Here is a 23,674-nt window from a genome sequence, read left to right as displayed (position 1 = left end):
TTAATATATAAAAACTTTATTTTAAAGCATGTACTACTCTAACGATGTAATAGTTTTTATGTCTTTAACCTTGTATTGGTTTGAAACACTCACAACGGTTTGTTCTAAAGTTTCAGGGGTTACCTTAGCTACGTCGTATTCTACCATAGCAAGTTGTTTATCAAAATCGACAACAGAAGATTTTACACCTGTCATTTTAGCAATTTTATTTTCTATTGTTTTAGCACAGCCCATAGCACAGGTCATGCCTTCAATGGTAAATTCTACTTTTGCGTAAGTAGCATTCGGGTCTAAAGTTGCTTTGGCCACACTAGTAGTTGCAACTTCAATAGTTTTTACTTCTGGATTAGATTCATTTTTACAGCTTAATACCATTATGGATGTTACTGTAACGGCGAAGATTTTTTTTATGATATGCATTCTAAATAAATTTAATAGTTTACAAATTTATAAAAATAAAACGGTCTAATTTGTTATATTAACTAATCATTTTAATTGTGTTAATAGCTTGTTTTTATGTAGCTTATATTTAAAAAACAGCTTCAAAATTATTATTATTCCATAATTTTTCCGAAATTTAAAAGAAAAACACTTTAATTATGAAAAGTTTATCCCTTCCTATTAGATTCGGATTAGTAACCAGTGCGGTCCTAATTGCTTATTTTTTAGTTTTATCATTGTTTAATAACCATATTCATCCAGCATTTAGCTTTTTTAACGCTGTTATTACAACATTAGGAATCTTCGAGGTGATACGTTATAAAAAAATACAGAATTACAATGATTTTTCTTATGGAGAAGGTTTTAAAACAGGCATAATAACGGGTTTTATAGCGTCGTTTTTGTTTACTTTGTTCTTTTTATTCTACGCTACCGAGATTAACATTAATTTTCTACCAGATATGCTTCATGAAATCAAGAGTGGGTTCAATGTAGATATTGGTATGGTAAGCTTCGTTGTATTCATTATGGGGCTTGCAACAACTGTAATTGCGACCTTCACCGTTATGCAGTTTTTCAAGAAATAAAAAAATCTTTTCAAAAAGATATAAAACGTTTGTAGATTAATTAATTAGGAGTATATTTGCACTCATTTTTGAATAAAAATTAATTTAATAAAACGTTACGCTATGTACGCAATTGTAGAGATAGCAGGGCAACAATTTAAAGTTGTTAAAGACCAAAAGGTTTTTGTACACCGTTTACAAACTGAAGAAGGGAAACAAGTTTCTTTTGATAATGTTCTTCTTATTGGTGAAGGTGACAATGTAACTGTAGGCGCCCCAGCTATAGACGGAGCTCAAGTAGGAGCAAAAGTCTTAAAGCACCTTAAAGGTGATAAAGTTATAGTTTTCAAAAAGAAAAGACGTAAAGGATACCGTGTAAAAAATGGTCACCGTCAATCTTTAACTGAAATCGTAATTGAAAGTATTGCTGCTTCTGGAGCTAAGAAAGCTGCCCCAGCAAAAGCAGAAAAAGCTGCTCCTAAAGCTGAAGCTAAAAAAGCAACAGCAAAAGCAGATGATTTAAAGAAAGTTGAAGGTATTGGACCAAAAATTGCTGAAACTTTAGCAGATGCTGGTATTACTACTTTCGCAGAATTAGCTAAAACTGATGCTGCTAAAATTTCTGAAATCATTGCAGGTGTTCGTGGTAACCACGTAACAGATACTTGGCCAGCACAAGCGCAATTAGCTGCTGATGGTAAGTGGGATGAGCTTAAAAAATGGCAAGATGAATTAAATGGTGGTAAAGCTTAATTGCTAACCATTAATGTTTAACAATATAAAAACTTAAGACAATGGCTCATAAAAAAGGAGTAGGTAGTTCTAAGAATGGTAGAGAATCAGAATCGAAACGTTTAGGCGTTAAGATTTTTGGTGGTCAAGCTGCTATTGCTGGAAACATTATCGTAAGACAAAGAGGAAATACACATCACCCAGGTGAGAATGTATACTCTTCTAAAGATCATACATTACACGCATATGTTGATGGCGTTGTAAAATTTACTAAGAAAAAAGATAATAAATCTTATGTTTCTGTAATTCCTTTTGAAGGATAAGAAATAGTTTTCTTTACAATATTTTAAAAAGTCCTTGCACTACGCAAAGACTTTTTTGTTGATTATTAGGGAATTAATGCGTATCTTATAAGGGAATTAATTAATATTTCATTTAAAAAATTGAGATTATGCAACTTCCATTTAGATCTGAAATTAGAAATTCCCCATGCCATCCTACCATTAAAATTTTTTTAAGTGATGAATCTTTAGATGAAAAAATTAAAAATCATTTAGAACGTTTTGATGAAATTGATACTATTGAAATTCAAGAGAGTATAGAACAAAATAGAGCCGATGAGAGTATTACTATTTTTTTGAAGAATGATGTTGATATTGTAAAAATGAAATCGGTTATAGATTCTAGTTTATGGTGGTACTTTGAAGAGGATTTGGTAGACGACCAAGGCTAAACGGTGCAATAGCGATTGCAGCGGCATCCTTTTTTGCTATTAAAGGCAAAAAAGATATAGCGGAAAGCGCGGTGCTTTAGCAATTGCCAAAAAAAATCCCAAACAGTGTTGTCTGGGATTTAGTCCCGAAGCGTCGGGATTTTTTTTGGAATTTGAGATTCCTGCTTTCGCAGCAATAGTTAATATCTGTAGTATTCTGGTTTGTAAGGGCCTTCTACAGTAACACCAATGTATTCTGCTTGGTCTGGTTTTAACTCGGTTAATTCGACACCAATTTTTTCTAGGTGAAGCTTAGCCACTTTTTCGTCTAGGTGTTTTGGTAACATGTAAACGTTGTTTTCGTATGCTTCGCTGTTTGTCCAAAGTTCTATTTGTGCCAATGTTTGGTTTGTAAATGAGTTACTCATTACAAAACTTGGGTGACCTGTTGCGCAGCCTAGGTTAACTAAGCGGCCTTCGGCAAGTATAATAATGTCTTTACCGTTAATGGTATATTTATCTACTTGTGGTTTAATGGTGTTTTTGGTGTGACCGTAGTTTTTATTTAACCAAGCCATATCTATTTCGTTATCGAAATGCCCAATGTTACAAATAATGGTTTTGTCTTTTACGGCTTCAAAATGCTCGCTGCGTACAATATCTTTATTTCCTGTAGTGGTGATAATAATATCGGCGTTAGGAGCAACGGTTTCTAGTTTTTTAACTTCAAAACCATCCATAGCGGCTTGTAATGCACAAATAGGATCGATTTCTGTTACAGTAACAATACTGCCTGCGCCTTTAAAAGAGGCGGCTGTACCTTTACCAACATCGCCGTAACCACAAACAACAACGCGTTTTCCTGCTAACATAACATCGGTTGCACGACGTATAGCATCTACAGCACTTTCTTTACAACCGTATTTGTTGTCGAATTTAGATTTTGTAACACTGTCGTTTACGTTAATTGCTGGCATTGGTAAGGTGCCATTTTTTACACGTTCGTAAAGTCTGTGTACACCTGTTGTGGTTTCTTCGCTTAATCCTTTAATGCCTGAAACTAATTCTGGGTAACGGTCTAGTACCATATTGGTTAAATCGCCACCATCGTCAAGAATCATGTTAAGTGGTTTTCTGTCTTCGCCAAAGAAAAGGGTTTGTTCTATACACCAATCAAATTCTTCTTCGGTCATATCTTTCCAAGCATAAACCGATGTTCCTGCAGCAGCAATAGCGGCAGCAGCTTGATCTTGCGTTGAAAAAATGTTACAAGAACTCCAAGTAACTTCGGCACCTAAAGCTTGTAAGGTTTCAATTAAAACAGCTGTTTGAATGGTCATGTGAAGGCATCCTGCAATTCTGGCTCCTTTTAATGGTTGCGAATTACCGTATTCTTCACGTAAACTCATTAAACCTGGCATTTCTGCTTCGGCTAATTCAATTTCTTTGCGTCCCCAAGCTGCAAGTGATATATCTTTCACTTTATTAGCTACATAAGGAATTGTTTTTGTGCTCATATCAATTTTTTTCTTTTGTTTTTAAAACCAAAACATTCTTGTGTATAAAACTTAAATGGTTAAATTCGCTTTATAAAAATGTTTTATCTGCCTTAAGCGGTGCAAAGATAACTAATAACTTTTAGAATATTAAATGCCTCTTTATAAAACCATTACTCCAAATTCTAAAACTACTGTTAAAATATGGAAAATAACAGAGTCTTTTGATGAATTAATGCAGGCGGTTAACTTAAAACCTCAAAGTTTAAGTCGGGTTTTAGGAATGAAAAGTGAATTGCACCAACGCGGATTTTTAAGCGTTAGACATTTATTAAACGCTTTTGGATATACCGATGACGATTTGTTTTACGATGCCAATGGTAAGCCACATTTAAAGGATGGCAACCATATTTCTATAACACATTCGTTTACTTTTTCGGCTGTAATTATTAGCGATGCTATTATTGGGATTGATATAGAAAAGCAACGCGATAAAATCTCGGTTATCGCCCATAAGTTTATAGATTACGAGTTTAGCTATTTAAAACCGCATGCTCCAGATTACATAAATAAGCTTACTATTATTTGGTGTGTGAAAGAATCTTTATATAAGCTTTTTTCGACGCCGGGTTTGAGTTTTAAACAACATTGTTTGGTTATTCCTATGTCTGATAATACTAACGAAACTGTCGCTTGGATAGATTACAACAATAAAAAATACCGATATAACATTCAGTTTTTAGAGTTTGAAGGTTTTACTTGTGCTTATGCTATTGCTTAAATGAAACAGGTTTATCAAAATATACTGGATGCTGTTTTAAACAAGAAAAAGTTATTGGCAGTACTTATCGATCCCGATAAGTTTTCAATTGAAAATGTGTCTTCTTTTTTATTAAAAGTTAATGCTTCCATAGCCACTCATATTTTTGTAGGCGGTAGTATTGTAAACGATGATGCTACCGATATTTTAGTGTCTGAAATAAAAAAACACACCTCTTTGCCTATTGTTTTATTTCCAGGTGATGTTACTCAAATAACAAACCAGGCTGATGCTTTATTGTTTTTAAGCTTGTTGTCTGGAAGGAATTCTGAGTATTTAATTGGTAAACATGTAGCATCGGTTTCTAAACTTAGAAATTCGAATTTAGAGGTTATTTCCACAGGGTATATTTTAATTGAAAACGGAAAGGAAACGGCTGTACAACGGGTAACAGGAACGCTTCCGATGTCTAGAAATAACATTCAGGGTATTGTTGATACTGCTAAAGCGGGTGAATTATTAGGCATGAAAATGATTTATTTAGAAGCTGGCAGTGGAGCCACCCACCCTGTAACACCTGAAATAATTTATTTTGTGAAACAAGAAGTGCAAATTCCATTAATAGTTGGTGGTGGTATTAAAAGCAAACAACAACTGCTAGATGCTTATAAATCGGGCGCCGATATGGTGGTTATTGGAACTGCTTTTGAGGAAAATTTGTTGTTTTTTGAAGCATTAAAAAATTAATTTATTTAGAATATGACCCAAATTTTAAATTGGATTTTTTCACAATATCAAGACATACCAACACATTTAGTGGTATTAGAATTTATAGGTGTTTTTTTTGGCTTTTTAAGTGTTTGGTATTCTAAAAAAGAACATATTTTAGTTTATCCAACAGGTATTATTAGTACTGCTATCTTTGTTTATATTTTAATGGTTTATGGCCTTTTAGGCGATATGTTTATTAATGCTTATTATTTTGCCATGAGTATTTATGGCTGGTATTATTGGACAAGAAAAGATGCCAACAATAATGAGGTTCCAGTAACTACAACCAATAAAAAAGAGCATTTATGGAGTGTGTTAATTTTTGTTTTGGCTACCATATTGGTTATAATTATTTATTCTGCTAATAATAAATTTAATACCTGGACGGCCTATGTAGATACCCTTACAACAGCTATATTTTTTGTAGGGATGTGGCTCATGGCGAAAAAAAAACTAGAAAACTGGACCTATTGGATTGTTGGCGATATCATATCGGTGCCATTATATTTGTACAAAGGCTTGGTGTTTACGTCTTTTCAATATTTATTATTTACAATAATCGCAATTTATGGTTATAAAGCATGGAAAAAGAGCTTGAACAACAACAAAGCAGCTGTGTAAAAATTGTATTATTTGGACCAGAATCTACAGGAAAAACAACCTTATCTAAACAATTATCGAAGCATTATAATACGGTTTGGGTTGCCGAGTACGCCAGAGAATATCTTCAAGCAAAGTGGAATGTAAAACAAAAGACCTGCGAATTGGAAGATATTATGCCTATAGCAATAGGGCAAATGAAGTTAGAAAATAACTTGGCAAAAAAAGCCAATGCTGTTTTAATTTGCGATACCGATTTATTAGAAACCAAAGTATATTCTGAAATGTTTTATAACGGTATTTGTAATTCAACACTTAAAAAAAAGGCGTTAGAAAATACCTATGATTTGTATTTTTTAACTTATATTGACATCCCTTGGATTTCAGATGATATTAGAGATCGTCCCAATGAGCGCGAAACCATGTTTAGCGCTTTTGAAAATGAATTAATAGCGGCCAAAAGGCCATACATATTATTAAAAGGGAGTAAAGAAGAACGTTTTAAAATTGCTGTTGAAGCAATTGATAAATTATTAGAAAATAAAAAGTGATGCTTACAAAAACAATCGTATTTACGGATAAGGATCTGAATCAGATAAAAAATCATGGATTAACACTTGAAAAAGTGAATGCTCAGATCGAGTTGATTAAATCGGGAATGACCTATTCCAAATTAAAATCTGCTGCTACCACAGGAAATGGTATCTTGAAGTTTGATAAAGATCAACAACAAAATTATATTGATTTTTTTGAAGCGCATCGCAATCAGCTAGAAATAGTAAAGTTTGTACCAGCATCTGGTGCTGCAACCCGCATGTTTAAATTTTTATTTCAGTTTTTAAAAGAATACAATGTTAATGCAGATTTTGATACCTATTTAGATAAAAATATGGAAATGGCTGTATTTGTAAAAGGATTAAAAGCGTTTCCTTTTTATGAGAAATTAGAATCTAAATTAATCGAGCAAATCCCAGATTATAAAAAATTACCATTAAACGAGCAATGTCTTCATTTAGTAAAAACCATGTTAAATGCGACTGCATTAAATTATAGTTTTTATCCTAAAGGTTTGTTGCCGTTTCATAAATACGACACAGAGGTTTCAACAGCATTTCAAGAGCATTTGTTAGAAGCTACCTTGTATGCTTCATCAAATAATAAAGCTCATTTACATTTTACCGTTTCAGAGGCCCATCAATCTTTATTTGTTGAAGAATTAAATAAAATTAAAGCGACATTAGAAAGCCAAACAAACACAACTTTTAATGTGTCTTTTTCATTTCAAAGTAAATCTACCGATGCCATTACCATTACATCAAATGATGCGCTTTATAGAAATGACGACGGTAGTTTGTTATTTAGGCCCTCTGGTCATGGAGCATTAATTGAAAATTTAAATGCTTTAAATTATGACCTTATTTTTATTAAAAATATAGACAATATTGTTGTTTTTGAGCAAAACAAGCAAGTTTCTAAATACAAAAAAATGCTAGCAGGAATTTTGTTAAAAATACAAAATCAGGCTTTTAAATACCTTCACAGACTTGATGATGAGGATATCTTAGAGGATGAGATTCATAATATTGAATTATTTGTAATTAACCGAATGAACGTTCATCGAAAGAAAGGATTTAAAAAACTACCATTACAAGAGAAAGTAGCCTATTTAAAAGATAAATTAAACCGGCCTATTCGTGTTTGTGGAATGGTTAAAAATGAAGGAGAACCGGGCGGTGGACCATTTTGGATTAAGGAAGAGGACGGAAAAATTTCATTGGAGATTATTGAGTTTCCTCAAATTAATATCGATAAAAAATCTCAGAGAAAAATTGTAGCCGAAGCGACTCATTTCAATCCTACAGATTTAGTGTGTGGCGTGAGAGATTATAAAGGAAATAAATTCGATTTAACTAAATACGTCGATCACAAAGCCGCTTTTATTACCATGAAATCTCAAAATGGAACCGATATAAAAGCATTAGAATTGCCAGGTTTATGGAATGGAAGTATGGCTTACTGGAATTCTATTTTTGTTGAAATTCCTTTAGAAACTTTTAATCCGGTTAAAACGGTAAACGATTTGTTAAAACCTGCACATCAGGCCTAAACATGTTTAATAAAGACATACTTTTAAAAGAATTAACGTTTAAAGCTGTTAGAAGTTCTGGTGCTGGCGGACAGCATGTTAATAAGGTATCTTCAAAAGTAGAATTAACATTCAATTTAAAGGATTCTTTGGCTTTTTCTGAAGAGCAGCTTTTACATCTTCAAAACAAACTTCAAAATAAATTAACAAAAGAAGGTGTTTTAATGTTGCAATGCGAAGAAAGTAGAAGCCAGCATAAAAATAAAGAACTCGTTATTAAACGATTTTTAGACTTAATAGCCTCGAGTTTTAAAGTTCCTAAAAAACGAATAGCCACGAAAATTCCAAAAGCTGTTATTAGAAAACGCTTAAAAAGCAAGCGTCAAGTTGCTGATAAAAAAGCAAATAGAAAAAAGCCTGATCTCGATTAAAAAATAATTGTAATTTTTCAGGTTTCAATTGTCTTTTGTTTTTACCTTTGCAGCGTTCTCAAAAAAGGGGTGCCTATAATCGGCTGAGATCATACCCAATGAACCTAGAACAGGTAATGCTGTTTAGGGATTACAATTGAAGACTCGTAAACAATACGAACGTGGTAGTGTTTTGCGAGATTCAATAAAAAAATAATTATTAACCAGTTAAGAATAATTACCTCTTTTTATTCGATTATAAAAACATAATCGTAATGAAATCTACATTTCTTATTCTTTCTTCTAAAAGTTCTAATAACTTTTTCAGGAAATTCAGTTTTAACCTTCAAAATAAAGTAGGTAAAACTAAAAACAGTTTTCTTTTTATAACACTTGGTGTGTTATCAATTAGTGCGAGTGCACAAAACAATCAAAAAGTTCAAGATTCTACTAAAACAGAAAAACTAGATGAGGTTTTAGTAAATGCCGTTCGTGTTAACGCAAATTCACCTATTACGCATTCAAATTTAACTAAAGAAGAAATTTCAAAACGTAACTTAGGACAAGACATTCCGGTTTTAATGAATTTCTTACCGTCGGTTGTTACCACCAGTGATGCTGGTGCTGGTGTAGGGTATACAAGTATTCGCGTTCGTGGAACCGATGGAACCCGCGTTAATGTTACTATAAACGGGATACCATACAACGATCCAGAAAGTCAGGGCTCATTTTGGGTTAATTTAGGTGACTTTGCATCGTCTACCGAAAGCTTGCAATTACAACGTGGAGTGGGAAGTTCTACAAATGGTTCGGGGGCTTTTGGTGCAAGTTTAAACTTGTTAACTGATGCGTTTTCTGAGGAAGCTTCAGGCGAAATATCTAACAGTTTTGGTAGTTACAACACGCGTAAACACACGGTTAAATTAAGCACCGGTTTATTAAATAATCATTTTGAAATTTCCGGGCGTTTTTCAAAAATTTATTCCGATGGTTATGTAGACAGAGCTTTTACAGATTTAAAATCGTATTTCTTACAAGGTATATATAAAGATGACAACACCCTTATTAAAGCCTTAACGTTTGGAAATGCAGAACGCACATATCAAGCTTGGTTTGGTTTAACAGCCGATCAATTAAAGGAGAATCGCCGACAAAACCCCTATACTTACGATAATGAAACCGATAATTATTGGCAAGATCATTATCAGTTACATTGGAACGAGCGTTTAGGTAACAATTGGTCTACTACCCTTGGTTTAAATTATACAAAGGGAAAAGGGTATTTTGAGCAATACAAAACCGATGAAGCTGCAGCCAATTTTAATAATTTAATTGAAGACAATAGCGATGTTATTGTACGTCGTTGGTTAGACAATAATTTTTATGTTGTTAATGCAAATCTTACTTACAAGAAAAATGCTTTAGAAATTATATCGGGTGTTTCATATAATACGTACTCAGGCGATCACTTTGGTGAAGTTATATGGGGAAGCAATTTAGCACCTAATACCAATATTCGTGATCGTTACTACGATGGTGATGCTACAAAAAATGATTTTAGCCTATTCTCTAAAGCGACTTTTAAACTCGCCGAAAAGGTTACAGGGTTTGTAGATTTACAAGGCCGTTTTGTTACCTATAAAACCGATGGTATTAATTCAGATTTGGTAAATTTTGTTACCGATGCTAATTTTAGTTTTTTCAATCCTAAAGTAGGTTTAACTTTTAAACAGAATGATGTAAGTAGTTTCTATGCCTCATACGCTAGAGCCAACAGAGAACCTAACCGAGACGATTTTAAAGCAGGAGTTACAGAAAATGAAACTCTAAATGATGTCGAATTGGGATGGCGTTACCATAATAACAAAATAATGCTTAACTCCAATTTATATTATATGTTTTACCAAAATCAATTGGTTTTAACAGGGCAGTTAGACGATGTTGGAAGTCCTATTCGTGAAACCAGTGGCGCAAGCTATAGGTTAGGTTTGGAGTTAGATGCTGCGATTCAATTTTGTAAAGCATTTAATGTTTCTTCAAACCTTGCATTGAGTTCTAATAAAAATAAAAACTTCAATACATCAATTAACGGTGAAGTAGTTAATTTGGGTAATACCAATATTTCATTTTCTCCAGAAATTGTTATTGGTAATGCTTTAAATTTTTATCCTGCAGAGCGTTTACAACTTTCTCTTTTAAGTAAGTTTGTTGGAGAACAATACATGGGAAATATAGATAATGAAGAATCTAAATTAGATAGTTATTTTGTAAATGATTTTAATTTTAATTATGAATTAAAACCAAACAAAATTTTTAAATCGATTGTATTATCTGGTTTAGTTAATAATATTTTTAATAAAAAGTATGTTTCTAACGGGTATTTTGGTTCTTTCGATTTTTCCGATTCATCGAGTGCTACTGGCACAACCACTGGGTATTTCACAGGTTTTTATCCCCAGGCGACAACTAACTTTTTATTGGGTGCTACTTTAAAGTTTTAGTATAGTATTATTAAATAAAAAAGGCGATTCAACCGAATCGCCTTTTTTAGTTATTGAAAATTCGTATTATCGAACCCGATACTTCAACACGGTAACGAATTAAAGGGTAAGTTCCCGTGGTGCCTTCACGTCCAATACCATTTAATAAATCGTACGAATTGCCATCGTCGCAAGAACAGCTAGCAATAATACCTTCTACAGTTAGTTTCGAGCAGGTACTTAATTGATGGTTCGGATCGGTAATTTCAAACGCATTATAATTCTCTCCTCCGGCATAATAAAGTACCACACCATTAATGCCATAAGGGCTGTTTAATATTAGAGAATTTCCAGCAAATTTTAATTGACTGTATTGCGGTAAATTCGTGTTTATTAAACTACCTGTGTTGAATTCGTAGTTTGGTAAATAAGGATTTTGAGTTACGTTATCTGAGCTGCAAGATGCCAATAAAATAAAAGGAATAAGATATAATATCGATTTCATATTTTACGTTAAAAAATGGTTTACAATTTACAATAAAAAGCAATTTGATTAAATATTTTGTATATTTGTTACAAATCTCGTTTATGCGGGATTTTTTTATTTGCTGAACTATGTTCAGCTTATTTGTTATTAATAAACGATGAAGTTATGAGTAAAGTATCATACTATACACCAGAAGGGTTAAAAAAATTAAGAGACGAACTTAAGCAATTAAAAGATGTAGAACGTGTAAAAGCTTCTAAAGCTATTGCTGAAGCTAGAGATAAAGGCGATTTAAGTGAGAATGCAGAATATGATGCTGCTAAAGAAGCACAGGGCATGTTAGAAATGCGTATTTCTAAATTAGAAGATGCTTTAGCTGGTGCTCGTGTTATTGATGAGTCGCAATTAGATAATTCTAAAATATTAGTATTGTCTAAAGTGAAAATAAAAAACCAAACCAATGGTATGGAAATGAATTATACCTTGGTTGCCGATGGCGAAGCCGATTTAGCATCTGGTAAAATATCTGTTAACTCACCTATTGGAAAAGGGCTTTTAGGCAAGTCGGTTGGAGATGTTGCCGAAATAAAAGTTCCTAATGGCGTTATGAAATTTGATATTATCGAAATTTCAAGATAATTATAAGAACGAGTTTCTTATCTATTTGTTCTAAAAACTAAAAAAGATTCCTAATTTTAATTAGGAATCTTTTAAATTTATAAGTGTTTAAAATCTAAAAAATAAATAATAATGGCTTCAATTTTCACTAAAATAGTTAATGGGGAAATCCCTTGTTATAAAATTTCAGAAACAGATGATTTTTTAGCTTTTTTAGATGTGAACCCCAATAGTATTGGGCATACTTTATGCATACCTAAGAAAGAAGTCGATAAAATTTTTGATTTAGATGAAGCGACTTATACAGGCTTAATGCAGTTTTCTCGAACCATTGCAAAGGCCATTGAAAAAGCCATTCCATGCAAGCGTATTGGCATGACGGTTATTGGGCTGGAAGTGCCACATACACATGTGCATTTAATTCCGTTACATACCATGGAAGATGCACGTTTCATAAAAAAAGAAAGTTTAACTAAAGATGCTTTTATCGATATTGCTAATAAAATAAAGGCTGCATTATAAAATAAAAGCTGCAACAATTATAGCTGTAATAAGTATTGAAATAAGCGAAACGGCAATCCAGAAAGGAGTTTTAAAATAAGTAGACGCCTTTTTTAGTGTAAATGCTTTTTCCTGATATTTTAAAACACGCTCAATATCATCGGTCCAATTTACAGGATAAATCATATTATTACACGTGTTGCATATTAGTTCTTTTTTAAACTCTTTGGTAATAGATTTATAAAAGGTTGTTTCTACAATACGTTGTTTAAAAATAAGCCGTAAACCATCTTTACTGAAGCATTCAGGACAATTATTGTTTAACGAAACATCTTTTACGGTCACATAATTTTCCGTCATACTCTAAGCTCGGTTTAAGGTTATCTGGATGGTGGTGCCTTTGTCTATTTCAGAATCTAACACTTTAATTTTACCATTATGAAAATCTTCAATAATACGTCGTGTTAGCGATAAACCAAGTCCCCAACCACGTTTTTTTGTTGTGTAACCCGGCTCGAAAATTTTATTAAAATCTTTTTTTGCAATACCTTTTCCGGTATCGGAAACATGCACCTTTATCGTATTTTCTAATTGAGTTATGGAAACCGTTAGTTTACCGCGACCTTTCATGGCATCGATGGCATTTTTCACAAGGTTTTCAATAGTCCAACTATACAATTGTTTATTCATGTTTACTAAGATTTCTCCCTCAGGAACCACCAATTCAAAGTCTATTAATTTTGAAGAACGTGCTTTTAAATAATCATATGAATGAATGGTTTCTTCAATAATATCTGAAACTTCTAAAGTGGGGATCGAGCCAATTTTGCTAAAACGTTCTGTTATGGTTTGAAGTCGGTCAATATCTTTTTCCATCTCATTAATGTATGTCATGTTTACATTTTCAGACTTTAAAATTTCGGTCCAACCAATTAACGACGATAGCGGGGTGCCAATTTGATGCGCCGTTTCTTTAGCCATACCAGACCAAAGTTTGTTTTGTGTCGCATTTTTATTGCTTCTATAAAAGAAGAAAATAACAGCTCCAAAAAGAAAAACAATAAGTAATAAAGCTAATGGATAGTATTTTAGTTTATTAAGTAATGGCGAGTTGCCATAGTAAATGGTACTTACAATGCTATTGCCAAACTTAACCGGAATAGGTTTGTTTTCCGATTCAAATTCACGAATTAATTTTTGTACATATAAGGAATCACTAATTTTTTTCTCATCTAAATTATTATAACTCGCCAAACTTCCATCTTCGTTAATTACGAGCATGGGCGTTGTTTTGTTACTGTTTAGCACTTTTAAAGTGAGATCTAAATTTTCGTTGGTATCAGAATTTATTAAATCGGTTTGAGCAAACGACCAATTTTCCATTTTGGCGCGCTCTTCTTCTTTAAAATGCTGAAAAAACTCGTAAGTTTTCCACAAAATGAGGGAAACAATGGCGAATGAGGTAATAATTATAAACCAGCGTAACGCATTACTGTATTTTGTAAAAATCATTAAAAAATTAATTAATATCTAATATAATGTAAATCTGTTAATATTATTGTTCAACTTGTTAGTAAAATGGTTTTTAGTTCCAAAATAGAATAGTTACATTTGTTGAAATATGACAAATTAATGCCAGCAGTAGATCCAAAAACCCTATCATCCAGTCAATTAGATGATTGTTTATTAAGTGCTGTTGCTCCCAGGCCGATTGCTTTGGCAAGTACTGTAGATGCAAACGGAAAGGTGAATTTATCACCATTTAGTTATTTTAATGTAGTAAGTACGAATCCGCCGATTTTAATTTTTTCACCAACGCGTCGTATTCGAGATAATGCCATTAAACATACCTTAAAAAACGTTTTGGAGGTGAAAGAAGTGGTAATTAATATGGTTACTTTTGATATGGTTTATCAAATGTCCCTAACAAGTTCAGACTATGCCGAAGGTGTTAATGAATTTGAAAAAGCAGGATTCACCATGTTAAAATCAGATACAGTGAAGCCATATCGAGTAGGCGAGTCGCCTATTCAAATGGAATGTAAGGTGAATGATGTTGTGGCTTTGGGCACGCATCCGGGTGCTGGAAATATAGTAATTTGTGAAGTTGTAAAACTTCATATTGATGATGATATTTTAAACGAAGATCAAACCATAAATCAACAAAAATTAGATTTGGTTGCACGGGCTGGCGGTAGCTATTATACAAGAGCTAATAAAGGGTTTTTTAAAATACCAAGACCTTTTAAAAGCGTAAGTTTTGGAATTGATAATTTCCCCGAAGCTGTTAAAAATAGTATGGTTTTAACAGGTAACGATTTAGGGTTGTTGGCAACGGTGGAGGCTTTACCAGAAAAAAGTGAAGTGGATTATTTTATTAATGAATTAAGTGTAAAATATCCCAGTATTAAAACAAATAATGAAAGAGAAAAACAACAATTAGCTCGTAATTATTTAAGTTTTGGAGATGTTGACAGTGCATGGAAAATACTGTTAAGTTAAAGTAGAGTATAATAATTAAGATATAAATATAAAACGATGGAAGTTCAAGGAAAAATCAAAATGCTTGGTGACACTCAAACAGTAGGGAGTGGCGGATTTAGAAAAAGAGAATTAGTAGTAACTACAGAAGAGCAATACCCACAACACATTTTAGTGGAATTTGTACAAGATAAAACAGAGTTATTAAATAGTTACAAAGTTGGACAACAAGTAAAGGTAAGTATTAATTTACGTGGGCGCGAATGGGTTAATCCACAAGGTGAAACGAAATATTTTAATGCCATTCAAGGATGGAGAATAGAAGCTTTACAAAGCGAACCTGCAGGTGTGCCACCAGTAGCACCAACCGATGCTTTTGAGCCTGCGGGAGATTTAAATGATGACGATCACGACGATTTACCATTTTAATTAATTTCTAAACAGGAATTTTTTTAGATATAACCTCAATGTTTAAGTAACGTTGAGGTTTTTTATTTTTGTTATTTATTATGAACCTTCTAAAGTAAATGTCCAATCCTCATGGAATGATTACATTGAAGTGGCATATAAAAATAAATGAATAATACAGACACATGAAATATCTTACCCCAAATATGCCATTTCCAGATGTTTCTGAAGCTTCAGAAGAAGGCTTGCTTGCCGTAGGAGGTGATTTGTCTACTAAACGATTATTAGAAGCCTACAAGCAAGGCATTTTTCCTTGGTTTAGTGCAAATGAACCCATTTTATGGTGGTCTCCCGATCCGCGATTTGTTTTGTTTCCTCATAAATTAAAGGTTTCGAAAATTATGAGGCAGGTTTTAAAACATCACGATTTTAACATTACAGTAAACCAAGATTTTAAATCGGTTATAACAGCGTGTTCTAAAATAAAACGAAATGGGCAAGACGATACCTGGATAACCAAAACCATGATTACAGCCTATTTGAAACTTTATGAACTAGGTTTTGCCAAATCTGTTGAGGTATGGCAAGATAAACAATTGGTAGGCGGTCTTTATGGTGTCGATTTAGGCAATGGTGTTTTTTGTGGTGAAAGCATGTTTGCGACTGTTAGTAATGCGAGCAAAGCTGGGTTTATAACGTTTATTAAGAATTCTAATTATAAATTAATTGACTGCCAAGTCTATACCAACCATTTAAAAAGTTTGGGTGCCGAGGAAATACCTAGAAATGAATTTATTAAGTATTTATATCTTTAAAATTGCAGAACTTAATGCAAACAAATTATGTTTAGTTTTAACATTAAAAGCTTCAAGACGGTATTCTAAACCGATTTGAAGTTTTAAATTTTCAGTAAGCTGGTATCCTATTTGGGCAGTGCTACGTTGGTCTATTTCTGGCTTATCGGGTTTGCTTAAACTAAGTAAAGCTTCTAAAGAACTCAAAAAATAAGGCTCTCCAACATCTAGTTTTTCACCACTTAAAGGAAAATCTACTGCAAAACGATAACGTTGCCTAAACACAGTTTTGGTATTAAAAATGCGTTGTTCGGCTCTAAAACGGTGTCCATATCGTATGCCAAGTTTCTGCTTTTTGTAATTAAATTGTTGTGTAATTCGCACTTCATCACTACCAGTATTAAACAGGTCTCGATTGCGGTAGTATATACCAAGGCTTAAATCGTGATTAAAATTTAAAGCAATGGTTGAAAAATGAAATATATCTATTTGCTGTTGCTGGTATTGTAGGTTTTGGTTGTTGTATATAAAATATCGTGAACGGGTCGCAAAATTTAAGCTGTAGTTTTTTGATACTTTGTGGTTTAAAGCAAAAGAGGTTTCACCCAATGTCATAAAATTATTCTGTGCTTTTAATACAAAAGAACTGGTAATAAGTATAATTAAGCCAGCGAATTTAATATAGGACATAATCATAAGAGGAGGATGAAACAGGTCTGGATTTTTCAAAGGTTCCAGTATTTTTAAATGTAAACTCTTTTTGAACACGAGTTCTTTCTTCTTTTGTTTCAATTTCTGCAATAATCTCAAAATGAGTATTTATAGCATTGGGGCTATTAATAACATAGTTTATAAATTCTGGGTCGCTTTTTTCTATAGTATTTATGTACTGTTTCTGTATTTTGATAAATTTAATTTTTTTATACTCGGTATTAAAATAAGCCATAATATTTTTTAATACTGTTTCGGGAATTTGTTTTATGTTGATAACAATTTCTATGTCTTCGAGTTTTCCCAATGAATCAAACTCTATGCTGTAAATGAGCTTGTTAAGCTTAAATTTAGCTTCGTAACTACTTTTACTGCCATCGGTTTCTTTATAAAACTTAAGATATTTAACCTTGTTTTCTATAGTGTTGAAATATACAATGGCATTTTCAGGGAATTCTGAAGCTTCAATACGTTCTTCTTTCTCATTTTTAACTTGTGAGAATGACATTGAACAATAAAAAAAAATTAATAGAATATTAAACTTCTTCATATCTAAAACAATTGATTTCGTGGTCGTTAACCATACCCGTTGCTTGCATGTGAGCATACATTACGGTTGAGCCTACAAATTTAAAACCACGTTTTTTTAAATCTTTACTTATGGTATCGCTAATAGCTGTTGTAGGTGGCGCTTCTTTATAATTTTTCACGTTATTTTTAATAGGTTTTCCATCTACAAAAGCCCAAATATACTTGCTAAAACTTCCAAATTCCTCTTGAATTTTAATAAAATTTTGAGCATTGGTAATGGTAGCATGTATTTTTAATTTATTTCTAACAATACCGGTATTTTGCAAAAGACCATCAATTTTATCTTGATTGTAACGAGCTATTTTTTGGTAGTCAAAAGCATCAAAAGCTGCCCTGAAATTTTCACGTTTACGTAAAATAGTAATCCAGCTTAACCCAGCTTGAAAGGTTTCTAATATTAAAAATTCAAAAATAGTAGCATCATCATAAACAGGAACGCCCCACTCTAAATCGTGGTAAGTTTCATATAGCTTATCGCCAGCACACCAGCCACACCTGTGCTTATTCGTCATATTTTAGGAAATTTAAATTTTGCCTCATTCAAATATACTATTTAAAATAATTTAAAGTATTACTAAATAATTTGGTTTTTGTGAAAGGTTTGTACTATTACCATGACAAATATCATCTTTAATGCCCTTATTAGGAGCTAAATTTGTTAAAACTCTAATTAGTAATAAATTTTTTAAGGTTATGGATTCCATTATTAAAAGTAGTTTAAATCGCAGTATTACTTATACATATTATAGAAATTTAGTAAAACAATTAGTATCACAAAATGATACTACAGGAACCGAAAAGTCTGAAAACTTGGTGGCGTATACCAAATTGAATGATAAACGTATGAATCGTTGGGATAAAACAATTGTGATTTCTGAACCGTATCAAGCAAAAATAAAAGCATTTAATCACCCAATTACATGGTTAGTTATTGTTGAAAGTTGGTGTGGCGATGCTGCTCATGTTTTGCCAGTTTTGAATAAAATAGCTGAGTTAAACAATGTTATAAATTTAAAAATTGTTTTGCGTGATGAAAATCCTGAGTTGATGGATGCTTTTTTAACTAATGGTGCGCGCTCCATACCTAAACTAATTATTTTAGATGATAGCTCTAATGATGTTTTAAGTACTTATGGTCCTAGACCTTCTGAAGCTACTAATTTTGTAAGCCGATACAAGGCTAAATACGGAAGTTTAACTCCAGAATTTAAGGAAGATTTACAACATTGGTACAACAATGATAAGGGGCAAAATGTAATAGATGATATTACCAATTTACTTTATCAGCTTGAACTTAATTTTTGCCAATAAAATTAAATGTTATAGAGCCTAATTGGGTTTTCTTTGAAGCGTCTTCACTAAATTTTGCTTCTTTGGCATATTCTAAAGCCGCATCTGTTAAGCATTGATTTTCTGATGTTGAAGCCGAATTGATGTAGGCATCTATTACGTCGCCTTTAGCATTTACAGTAATGTTTACAACTATTTTTCCGCCTATTTCACATAAATATATGGGTGTTGGCATAAAGTAATGGGTGCGTCCAACTAACGAGTAATGCATGGTGCTTTTGGTATTAGCACCTTTGCTTTGTTGTTGTTTTAATAAGTCGTTTACTTTACTAAAAGCCGATAATTCTTCTTTTCTTATTTTTTTATCGGTGGTTGGTTTTTCGCTTAGGGTATAGTTGTTTTCACTCTCTCCGTCATTTTCACTGGCCTTAGGAGTATAATCTTCTGGGGGTGCAATGGTTTTGTAGGCCTGAGCAAAATGCTTGTTATCTTCGGTTTCGTTAAAAGCTTTGTTGGTTTCGGCTTTGGTATTATTTAATTGTTCTAAAGCTTCTAGAGCTTTTACTTCTTCTTCGGTTAATTCTTTTTCTGGCTCTATTTCGTAATAGCTTTCGGCTATTTCCTCACTGTGCTGTTTTAGGCTTAAATTAAAAACCAAAAGCATAATGGTGCCAGCTGTAAGCAGCGTAATTAATAAAGCTTTATGTTGATTTGTTAGATGCAAATCGGTTAGAATTGGAGGTTATTATATACGAAATATACGTAAAATTACCCGTTTTGGTTGTTAAGGCTACTAATAAAATCTTCAATTGTAACGGCATGGGTAACATGGAAATCGCCAATTTTAGTTCGTCTTAAAGCAGATAAATGCCCGCCCGATTGCAACGCTTTACCAAAATCGTTAGCTAAAGAACGTATGTAAGTTCCCTTGCTACAAACCACTCTAAAGTCTACCTGTAAGCCAGAAACATTAGTGATTTCAAATTCTGAAACATTTACGGTTCTTGATTTAATATCGACCGATTCGCCAGCTCTTGCAAATTCGTATAAACGTTTACCATCTTTTTTTAATGCAGAAAAAACAGGTGGAAACTGTTCGATATCACCAATAAATTGTTTGGTAGTTTCTTTAATTAATGCCTCTGTAATATGTGTTGTTGGAAAGGTTTCGTTTATTTCGGTTTCCAAATCGTAGGACGGTGTGGTGCTACCTAAAACTATGGTTCCTGTGTACTCTTTAACTTGACCTTGAAAGGTGTCTATTTCTTTAGTCATTTTACCTGTACAAATAACTAATAAACCAGATGCTAAAGGGTCTAGAGTACCCGCATGACCAACTTTTATTTTTTTAATATGTAAGGCTTGTCGAATTTCCCAACGTATTTTATTTACAGCCTGAAAGGAGGTCCAATGCAGAGGTTTGTCTATTAAAAGTACTTGTCCAGCAAGATAATCTTCGGCAGTAAGCATTACACAGTTGTTAAGCGATAAATGAAAAAGTGAATTATTAATAAAACAATCCCTAGTACGATGCGGTAGTAGCCAAATATTTTAAAGCCTTTTTTGCTTAAATAATCTATAAACGATTTTATAGCAATGAGCGCCACGACAAAGGCAATAATATTACCAATAATGAGGTAGTTAATTTGGTCGCTGCTAAGCTGAAATCCGGCTTTGTAATAATCGTATAATTTTTTAGCGGTGGCTCCAAACATGGTTGGGACGGCTAAGAAAAATGAAAATTCGGCGGCTGTTTTACGGTTTAATTTTTGTGTCATACCACCAACAATGCTGGCGCCACTTCTAGAGGTACCAGGAATCATGGCTAAACACTGAAAAAAGCCAATTTTTAAGGCTGTGGCATAACTTATTTTGGTATGCGCCTCTGGGTTTTGTTCGTCGTAAATTTCGTTGGCTTTAAACCAATCGTCTACTTTTAATAAAATAAAACCACCTATTATTAGAGATATAGCAACTGTTACTGGGCTTTCTAATAACTCATCTATAATATCGTTTAAAAGTAAGCCTAAAATAACGGCAGGTATAAAGGCGACTAATAGTTTAAAATAGAAATCTAAACTTTGAAAAAAACGTTTCCAGTAGAGTACAACAACCGAGAGGATAGCGCCCAGTTGAATAACGATGGTGAAAAGTTTTGTAAAATCGTCGCTAGCAATTTTCATGAACGACGAAGCGATAATCATATGTCCTGTTGAGGAAACGGGTAAATATTCTGTGAGGCCTTCTATTATGGCAAGGATGATAGCTTCAATGGTATTCATGCTTATTTTTTGTCTGGATTCAATAAAATAGCATATACTTGAATGCCTAAGCCTACAAGAATTAACATGGGTGCTAAGCGAATGCGTCTGAAATTAAAAATTTCTGGGTTAAAAACATTGGGATCGTCGCTACCACCGCCAGACATTAATATAAATCCTAATGCTATTATTGCTAATCCTATAAACATGAATTTATAGTTTTTTTTACCAAATACAAAAACGCTTTTTGCGGCTTCTTTTTGTTTTTTTTCTCCCATAATTATTTAAAAAATGTCGTTGTGCAAATTAAGGTTTTTATTTAAAAATGTGGTATTAACATTATTATAAATTATTTGTTGTTTTGCGTTAGGGGTTGTAGCGGCATCCTTTTTTGCCATGAAAAGCAAAAAAGATATAGCGAAAAACCCGACCCTTGTGGTAACGCCCTAATTAATAATAAAGTGCGTCTGTTTTTAGGTTTAAAAAACGTTGGGTTGCTATGTGTGTGCTAATCCAGGTAATAATAATGCCTAATGCGAAAACAAAAACAAAGAGACCCACAACTAAAATAGGGGTGTTTAATAGGCCTAATTCTGGGAATGATTTATTGATGTAATACAACACAATGGCCATTCCTATTAAGGCTAAAATGGCGCCAATAATACCAAGGCGAACGCTTTTCCAAACGAATGGACGACGTATAAATTGTTTGGTAGCTCCCACCATTTGCATGGTTTTTATGGTAAATCGTTTGGAGTAAACGGCTAAACGTATGGAGCTGTTTATTAATAAAACGGCGATGAGAGTGAAAATGCCACTTATGAGAAGCACCCAAAAACTAATTTTTTTAACGTTTTCGTTCATTAAATTTACCAAATCGTTATCGTAAGTTACTTCTTCTACGAAATTCTTGGAGCTGGCTTCGGACGAAATTTTTTCAAGATGTTCAGACGTTACGAAATCGGCTTTTAAATGCACATCGATAGAATTTTGCAACGGATTGTAACCTACGAAATCCATGAAATCTTCGCCGTTTTCGGCTTTCATGAATTCTGCTGCTTGTTCTTTAGAAACATATTCGGTAGACTTTACATATTCGGCCATGGCCAGACTTTTTTCGAGTTGTTTAATTTCAACTTCTTTGGCCGTATCTTTTAAGTAAATGGTTACTACAACTTGTTCTTTAAAGTGGTCTGAAACTTTTTTGGCATTTAAAACAAGCATGCCCAATAAGCCCAATAAAAATAATACTAAACCAATACTTAATACCACTGAAAAGTATGAAGAAATAAGTCGGCGTTTTTGGTGTTGTTCAAAAGATGAGCTCATAAAATTATTGGATTATTGCTGTAAAAATAATAAAGTATTCGGTTTCGTTAAATAATACAACGTTTAATCTTTAAAGAATGTTATTAAAGGAGCTTTTAAGTTGTTGCTTTTTCTGATTTGCTGGTAATATAAACTCCCAAAATAACTAATAAACAGCTTAATATTTTTACAATACCAATGTCTTGCGAGTATTGGTTATTCATTAAAACATAGGCAAAAATACTTACCATAATAAAACTTACCGCGGGTTGTAAATAAATGTAACTGCTGTTTACAGACGGCGATAAATAACCTAATGCAAATAAATTGAAGAGGTAGGCCAAAAAGGTGGTAAACAAAACAATATAACCAATAACTAAATAGGTGTTTAGGGTAAAGGCTTCGAAGTTTGTGTTAACTAAATCGGTAAACCCGAAAGGTAAAACATAGATAAACCCGAATAAAAACACCCAGCTAATTACGGTAATGGGGTTGTATTTTTTCATTAAAGTTTTAGCAACCACGAGGTAAAGTCCGTAACTGGAAGCATTTAAAAAAACGAGTAAGTTGCCTAGTAAAGAACTTGTGCCGTTGGCCGAATTTCCATATAAAATAAGGGTTATGGCTCCAATGCCACCAATGGTTATACCTATTATTTTGTTTTTTGTAATGCGTTCTTTAAGAATTATAAAACTAAAAATTAATACAATAACCGGTGTAATTGTCATTATAATAGACGCATCGATGGGCGATGTTAAATTAATACCGTGAAAAAACAGCAGTTGGTTTGCAGCAGCACCTAAAAGTCCACACAGCGCCAATCGTAACACATCTCTTCTCTTAATGGCTTCTTTAACAAACAATAATTTTATGAGCCAAAACAACAGGGTACAACATGCTAATCTAATAACTACAACGGCCGTAGGATTAATTTTTTCGGGCATAACACCTTTAGCAATGATATAATTTGCCCCGTAAATGATGTTAGCGCCTAATAAAGCTAAATGTGCTTTGGTTGAATTTTGCATGAAGCGAAGCGTTTTCTATGAGTGCGCGAAATTACGAATCGGTTTTTAATTGAAATCTTAAAAGCATGTTATATTAATTTATAGGCAATACATTTTATTAATTGCTCACAAAGGCTTTTTGTTTTCTGAAGAAACCGTAAAT

At 33.0% G+C, this 23,674-nt stretch carries 31 protein-coding genes; 17 read left to right on the top strand and 14 right to left on the bottom strand.

Going from position 1 to position 23,674, the window contains the following annotated elements:
• Window positions 1–33 precede the first annotated feature (33 nt).
• Window positions 34–420 carry a heavy-metal-associated domain-containing protein gene (locus AW14_RS02365; RefSeq protein WP_044637352.1) on the bottom strand — a complete coding sequence of 129 codons (387 nt, stop codon included), beginning with the start codon at window positions 418–420 and terminating at the stop codon, window positions 34–36.
• A 179-nt stretch (window positions 421–599) separates the two neighbouring features.
• Between AW14_RS02365 and AW14_RS02360 the strand changes: the two genes are divergently transcribed.
• From AW14_RS02360 to AW14_RS02345, 4 genes are all read left to right on the top strand, one after another.
• Entirely contained in the window at window positions 600–1,028 is a 429-nt protein-coding gene (locus AW14_RS02360; RefSeq protein ID WP_044637351.1) for a DUF4199 domain-containing protein, read from the top strand.
• A 102-nt stretch (window positions 1,029–1,130) separates the two neighbouring features.
• Complete coding sequence (gene rplU, locus AW14_RS02355) at window positions 1,131–1,760, top strand: 50S ribosomal protein L21 (RefSeq protein WP_044637350.1); 630 nt, start codon at window positions 1,131–1,133, stop codon at window positions 1,758–1,760.
• A gap of 41 nt (window positions 1,761–1,801) precedes the next feature.
• Window positions 1,802–2,062 carry a 50S ribosomal protein L27 gene (rpmA, locus tag AW14_RS02350; protein ID WP_044637349.1) on the top strand — a complete coding sequence of 87 codons (261 nt, stop codon included), beginning with the start codon at window positions 1,802–1,804 and terminating at the stop codon, window positions 2,060–2,062.
• Window positions 2,063–2,190: 128 nt separating this feature from the next.
• On the top strand, window positions 2,191–2,472 hold the full coding sequence (locus tag AW14_RS02345) for a hypothetical protein (RefSeq protein ID WP_044637348.1): 282 nt from the start codon (window positions 2,191–2,193) through the stop codon (window positions 2,470–2,472).
• Between the two features lie 179 nt (window positions 2,473–2,651).
• On the opposite strand, the gene ahcY is transcribed toward AW14_RS02345, so the two are convergent.
• The gene (gene ahcY, locus AW14_RS02340; protein ID WP_044637347.1) at window positions 2,652–3,968 is read right to left on the bottom strand and encodes an adenosylhomocysteinase; all 1,317 of its coding nucleotides are present in this window, start codon (window positions 3,966–3,968) and stop codon (window positions 2,652–2,654) included.
• A 133-nt stretch (window positions 3,969–4,101) separates the two neighbouring features.
• Here ahcY and AW14_RS02335 point away from each other — a divergent pair, with 133 nt between their 5' ends.
• From AW14_RS02335 to AW14_RS02305, 7 genes are all read left to right on the top strand, one after another.
• Window positions 4,102–4,728: a 4'-phosphopantetheinyl transferase family protein gene (locus AW14_RS02335; RefSeq protein ID WP_044637346.1), complete on the top strand. Its 627-nt coding sequence runs from the start codon at window positions 4,102–4,104 to the stop codon at window positions 4,726–4,728.
• Window positions 4,729–5,454, top strand: a complete 726-nt coding sequence (locus AW14_RS02330; RefSeq protein WP_044637345.1) for a phosphoglycerol geranylgeranyltransferase — start codon at window positions 4,729–4,731, stop codon at window positions 5,452–5,454.
• A gap of 12 nt (window positions 5,455–5,466) precedes the next feature.
• Window positions 5,467–6,099 (top strand): nicotinamide riboside transporter PnuC, encoded by a 633-nt coding sequence (gene pnuC / locus AW14_RS02325; protein ID WP_044637344.1) that lies wholly within the window; start codon window positions 5,467–5,469, stop codon window positions 6,097–6,099.
• Window positions 6,060–6,629, top strand: coding sequence for an AAA family ATPase (locus AW14_RS02320; RefSeq protein ID WP_044637343.1), 570 nt, complete (start codon window positions 6,060–6,062; stop codon window positions 6,627–6,629). Before pnuC ends, AW14_RS02320 begins: the two co-directional genes overlap by 40 nt.
• Complete coding sequence (locus AW14_RS02315) at window positions 6,629–8,185, top strand: DUF4301 family protein (protein ID WP_044637342.1); 1,557 nt, start codon at window positions 6,629–6,631, stop codon at window positions 8,183–8,185. Before AW14_RS02320 ends, AW14_RS02315 begins: the two co-directional genes overlap by 1 nt.
• A 2-nt stretch (window positions 8,186–8,187) precedes the next feature.
• Entirely contained in the window at window positions 8,188–8,595 is a 408-nt protein-coding gene (gene arfB, locus AW14_RS02310; RefSeq protein ID WP_044637341.1) for an alternative ribosome rescue aminoacyl-tRNA hydrolase ArfB, read from the top strand.
• Window positions 8,596–8,849: 254 nt separating this feature from the next.
• Window positions 8,850–11,075 (top strand): TonB-dependent receptor, encoded by a 2,226-nt coding sequence (locus tag AW14_RS02305; protein ID WP_084708734.1) that lies wholly within the window; start codon window positions 8,850–8,852, stop codon window positions 11,073–11,075.
• Window positions 11,076–11,121: 46 nt separating this feature from the next.
• Here the strand turns inward: AW14_RS02305 and AW14_RS02300 are convergent, their stop codons facing one another.
• Window positions 11,122–11,559, bottom strand: coding sequence for a hypothetical protein (locus tag AW14_RS02300; protein ID WP_044637340.1), 438 nt, complete (start codon window positions 11,557–11,559; stop codon window positions 11,122–11,124).
• 147 nt (window positions 11,560–11,706) lie between these two features.
• Between AW14_RS02300 and greA the strand changes: the two genes are divergently transcribed.
• Window positions 11,707–12,180, top strand: coding sequence for a transcription elongation factor GreA (gene greA / locus AW14_RS02295; RefSeq protein WP_044639454.1), 474 nt, complete (start codon window positions 11,707–11,709; stop codon window positions 12,178–12,180).
• Window positions 12,181–12,291: 111 nt separating this feature from the next.
• Complete coding sequence (locus AW14_RS02290; RefSeq protein ID WP_044637339.1) at window positions 12,292–12,681, top strand: HIT family protein; 390 nt, start codon at window positions 12,292–12,294, stop codon at window positions 12,679–12,681.
• On the opposite strand, the gene AW14_RS02285 is transcribed toward AW14_RS02290, so the two are convergent.
• Complete coding sequence (locus tag AW14_RS02285) at window positions 12,676–13,020, bottom strand: hypothetical protein (RefSeq protein WP_044637338.1); 345 nt, start codon at window positions 13,018–13,020, stop codon at window positions 12,676–12,678. The genes AW14_RS02290 and AW14_RS02285 overlap by 6 nt on opposite strands.
• A 3-nt stretch (window positions 13,021–13,023) precedes the next feature.
• Window positions 13,024–14,172: a sensor histidine kinase gene (locus AW14_RS02280; RefSeq protein ID WP_044637337.1), complete on the bottom strand. Its 1,149-nt coding sequence runs from the start codon at window positions 14,170–14,172 to the stop codon at window positions 13,024–13,026.
• A gap of 120 nt (window positions 14,173–14,292) precedes the next feature.
• Here AW14_RS02280 and AW14_RS02275 point away from each other — a divergent pair, with 120 nt between their 5' ends.
• The 3 genes from AW14_RS02275 (at window position 14,293) to aat (ending at window position 16,364) form a co-directional block, all read left to right on the top strand.
• Entirely contained in the window at window positions 14,293–15,162 is an 870-nt protein-coding gene (locus AW14_RS02275; protein ID WP_044637336.1) for a flavin reductase family protein, read from the top strand.
• Window positions 15,163–15,198: 36 nt separating this feature from the next.
• Window positions 15,199–15,570, top strand: a complete 372-nt coding sequence (locus AW14_RS02270; protein ID WP_044637335.1) for a DUF3127 domain-containing protein — start codon at window positions 15,199–15,201, stop codon at window positions 15,568–15,570.
• Window positions 15,571–15,734: 164 nt separating this feature from the next.
• On the top strand, window positions 15,735–16,364 hold the full coding sequence (gene aat, locus AW14_RS02265; RefSeq protein WP_044637334.1) for a leucyl/phenylalanyl-tRNA--protein transferase: 630 nt from the start codon (window positions 15,735–15,737) through the stop codon (window positions 16,362–16,364).
• Here aat and AW14_RS02260 read toward each other — a convergent pair.
• The 3 genes from AW14_RS02260 to AW14_RS02250 are packed head-to-tail and all read right to left on the bottom strand — an operon-like array spanning window position 16,353 to window position 18,157.
• A complete protein-coding gene (locus tag AW14_RS02260) occupies window positions 16,353–17,033 on the bottom strand; it encodes a DUF2490 domain-containing protein (protein ID WP_245617610.1) in 681 nt (226 codons plus the stop codon). The genes aat and AW14_RS02260 overlap by 12 nt on opposite strands.
• A complete protein-coding gene (locus AW14_RS02255) occupies window positions 17,020–17,562 on the bottom strand; it encodes a hypothetical protein (RefSeq protein ID WP_052647411.1) in 543 nt (180 codons plus the stop codon). The genes AW14_RS02260 and AW14_RS02255 overlap by 14 nt, the downstream gene beginning before the upstream one ends.
• Window positions 17,563–17,590: 28 nt before the next feature.
• Window positions 17,591–18,157, bottom strand: a complete 567-nt coding sequence (locus AW14_RS02250) for a DNA-3-methyladenine glycosylase I (RefSeq protein WP_044637332.1) — start codon at window positions 18,155–18,157, stop codon at window positions 17,591–17,593.
• 181 nt (window positions 18,158–18,338) lie between these two features.
• Here AW14_RS02250 and AW14_RS02245 point away from each other — a divergent pair, with 181 nt between their 5' ends.
• Window positions 18,339–18,956, top strand: coding sequence for a thioredoxin family protein (locus AW14_RS02245; protein ID WP_044637331.1), 618 nt, complete (start codon window positions 18,339–18,341; stop codon window positions 18,954–18,956).
• Here the strand turns inward: AW14_RS02245 and AW14_RS02240 are convergent.
• The 6 genes from AW14_RS02240 to AW14_RS02215 all read right to left on the bottom strand — a co-directional run bounded on the left by AW14_RS02240 (window position 18,940) and on the right by AW14_RS02215 (window position 23,532).
• A complete protein-coding gene (locus AW14_RS02240; RefSeq protein WP_245617609.1) occupies window positions 18,940–19,659 on the bottom strand; it encodes an energy transducer TonB family protein in 720 nt (239 codons plus the stop codon). The genes AW14_RS02245 and AW14_RS02240 overlap by 17 nt on opposite strands.
• A gap of 44 nt (window positions 19,660–19,703) precedes the next feature.
• Window positions 19,704–20,405, bottom strand: a complete 702-nt coding sequence (truB, locus tag AW14_RS02235) for a tRNA pseudouridine(55) synthase TruB (RefSeq protein ID WP_044637330.1) — start codon at window positions 20,403–20,405, stop codon at window positions 19,704–19,706.
• Window positions 20,405–21,217 carry an undecaprenyl-diphosphate phosphatase gene (locus AW14_RS02230; RefSeq protein ID WP_044637329.1) on the bottom strand — a complete coding sequence of 271 codons (813 nt, stop codon included), beginning with the start codon at window positions 21,215–21,217 and terminating at the stop codon, window positions 20,405–20,407. The genes truB and AW14_RS02230 overlap by 1 nt, the downstream gene beginning before the upstream one ends.
• 2 nt (window positions 21,218–21,219) lie before the next feature.
• Window positions 21,220–21,474 carry a DUF3098 domain-containing protein gene (locus AW14_RS02225; protein ID WP_044637328.1) on the bottom strand — a complete coding sequence of 85 codons (255 nt, stop codon included), beginning with the start codon at window positions 21,472–21,474 and terminating at the stop codon, window positions 21,220–21,222.
• A 172-nt stretch (window positions 21,475–21,646) separates the two neighbouring features.
• Window positions 21,647–22,525, bottom strand: a complete 879-nt coding sequence (locus AW14_RS02220) for a cell division protein FtsX (RefSeq protein WP_044637327.1) — start codon at window positions 22,523–22,525, stop codon at window positions 21,647–21,649.
• A 95-nt stretch (window positions 22,526–22,620) separates the two neighbouring features.
• Complete coding sequence (locus AW14_RS02215; RefSeq protein WP_044637326.1) at window positions 22,621–23,532, bottom strand: DMT family transporter; 912 nt, start codon at window positions 23,530–23,532, stop codon at window positions 22,621–22,623.
• Window positions 23,533–23,674: the final 142 nt, after the last annotated feature.

The sequence above is a fragment of the Siansivirga zeaxanthinifaciens CC-SAMT-1 genome (assembly GCF_000941055.1).
Taxonomy (GTDB): Bacteria; Bacteroidota; Bacteroidia; order Flavobacteriales; family Flavobacteriaceae; genus Siansivirga; species Siansivirga zeaxanthinifaciens.
This window is presented reverse-complemented; position numbering and strand designations above follow the sequence as displayed.

Bases quoted from the DNA above. Each gene is read 5' to 3' on its own strand.
- AW14_RS02250 (WP_044637332.1), bottom strand. From the start codon at position 18,157: ATGACGAATAAGCACAGGTGTGGCTGGTGTGCTGGCGATAAGCTATAT.
- AW14_RS02320 (WP_044637343.1), top strand. From the start codon at position 6,060: ATGGAAAAAGAGCTTGAACAACAACAAAGCAGCTGTGTAAAAATTGTA.
- AW14_RS02215 (WP_044637326.1), bottom strand. From the start codon at position 23,532: ATGCAAAATTCAACCAAAGCACATTTAGCTTTATTAGGCGCTAACATC.
- ahcY (WP_044637347.1), bottom strand. From the start codon at position 3,968: ATGAGCACAAAAACAATTCCTTATGTAGCTAATAAAGTGAAAGATATA.
- AW14_RS02270 (WP_044637335.1), top strand. From the start codon at position 15,199: ATGGAAGTTCAAGGAAAAATCAAAATGCTTGGTGACACTCAAACAGTA.
- AW14_RS02335 (WP_044637346.1), top strand. From the start codon at position 4,102: ATGCCTCTTTATAAAACCATTACTCCAAATTCTAAAACTACTGTTAAA.
- AW14_RS02300 (WP_044637340.1), bottom strand. From the start codon at position 11,559: ATGAAATCGATATTATATCTTATTCCTTTTATTTTATTGGCATCTTGC.
- AW14_RS02220 (WP_044637327.1), bottom strand. From the start codon at position 22,525: ATGAGCTCATCTTTTGAACAACACCAAAAACGCCGACTTATTTCTTCA.
- AW14_RS02275 (WP_044637336.1), top strand. From the start codon at position 14,293: ATGCCAGCAGTAGATCCAAAAACCCTATCATCCAGTCAATTAGATGAT.
- AW14_RS02315 (WP_044637342.1), top strand. From the start codon at position 6,629: ATGCTTACAAAAACAATCGTATTTACGGATAAGGATCTGAATCAGATA.
- AW14_RS02255 (WP_052647411.1), bottom strand. From the start codon at position 17,562: ATGTCATTCTCACAAGTTAAAAATGAGAAAGAAGAACGTATTGAAGCT.
- AW14_RS02360 (WP_044637351.1), top strand. From the start codon at position 600: ATGAAAAGTTTATCCCTTCCTATTAGATTCGGATTAGTAACCAGTGCG.
- AW14_RS02365 (WP_044637352.1), bottom strand. From the start codon at position 420: ATGCATATCATAAAAAAAATCTTCGCCGTTACAGTAACATCCATAATG.
- greA (WP_044639454.1), top strand. From the start codon at position 11,707: ATGAGTAAAGTATCATACTATACACCAGAAGGGTTAAAAAAATTAAGA.
- AW14_RS02345 (WP_044637348.1), top strand. From the start codon at position 2,191: ATGCAACTTCCATTTAGATCTGAAATTAGAAATTCCCCATGCCATCCT.
- pnuC (WP_044637344.1), top strand. From the start codon at position 5,467: ATGACCCAAATTTTAAATTGGATTTTTTCACAATATCAAGACATACCA.
- rpmA (WP_044637349.1), top strand. From the start codon at position 1,802: ATGGCTCATAAAAAAGGAGTAGGTAGTTCTAAGAATGGTAGAGAATCA.
- AW14_RS02285 (WP_044637338.1), bottom strand. From the start codon at position 13,020: ATGACGGAAAATTATGTGACCGTAAAAGATGTTTCGTTAAACAATAAT.
- truB (WP_044637330.1), bottom strand. From the start codon at position 20,405: ATGCTTACTGCCGAAGATTATCTTGCTGGACAAGTACTTTTAATAGAC.
- AW14_RS02245 (WP_044637331.1), top strand. From the start codon at position 18,339: ATGGATTCCATTATTAAAAGTAGTTTAAATCGCAGTATTACTTATACA.
- AW14_RS02230 (WP_044637329.1), bottom strand. From the start codon at position 21,217: ATGAATACCATTGAAGCTATCATCCTTGCCATAATAGAAGGCCTCACA.
- AW14_RS02290 (WP_044637339.1), top strand. From the start codon at position 12,292: ATGGCTTCAATTTTCACTAAAATAGTTAATGGGGAAATCCCTTGTTAT.
- AW14_RS02280 (WP_044637337.1), bottom strand. From the start codon at position 14,172: ATGATTTTTACAAAATACAGTAATGCGTTACGCTGGTTTATAATTATT.
- AW14_RS02330 (WP_044637345.1), top strand. From the start codon at position 4,729: ATGAAACAGGTTTATCAAAATATACTGGATGCTGTTTTAAACAAGAAA.
- rplU (WP_044637350.1), top strand. From the start codon at position 1,131: ATGTACGCAATTGTAGAGATAGCAGGGCAACAATTTAAAGTTGTTAAA.
- arfB (WP_044637341.1), top strand. From the start codon at position 8,188: ATGTTTAATAAAGACATACTTTTAAAAGAATTAACGTTTAAAGCTGTT.
- AW14_RS02225 (WP_044637328.1), bottom strand. From the start codon at position 21,474: ATGGGAGAAAAAAAACAAAAAGAAGCCGCAAAAAGCGTTTTTGTATTT.
- AW14_RS02305 (WP_084708734.1), top strand. From the start codon at position 8,850: ATGAAATCTACATTTCTTATTCTTTCTTCTAAAAGTTCTAATAACTTT.
- AW14_RS02260 (WP_245617610.1), bottom strand. From the start codon at position 17,033: ATGTCCTATATTAAATTCGCTGGCTTAATTATACTTATTACCAGTTCT.
- aat (WP_044637334.1), top strand. From the start codon at position 15,735: ATGAAATATCTTACCCCAAATATGCCATTTCCAGATGTTTCTGAAGCT.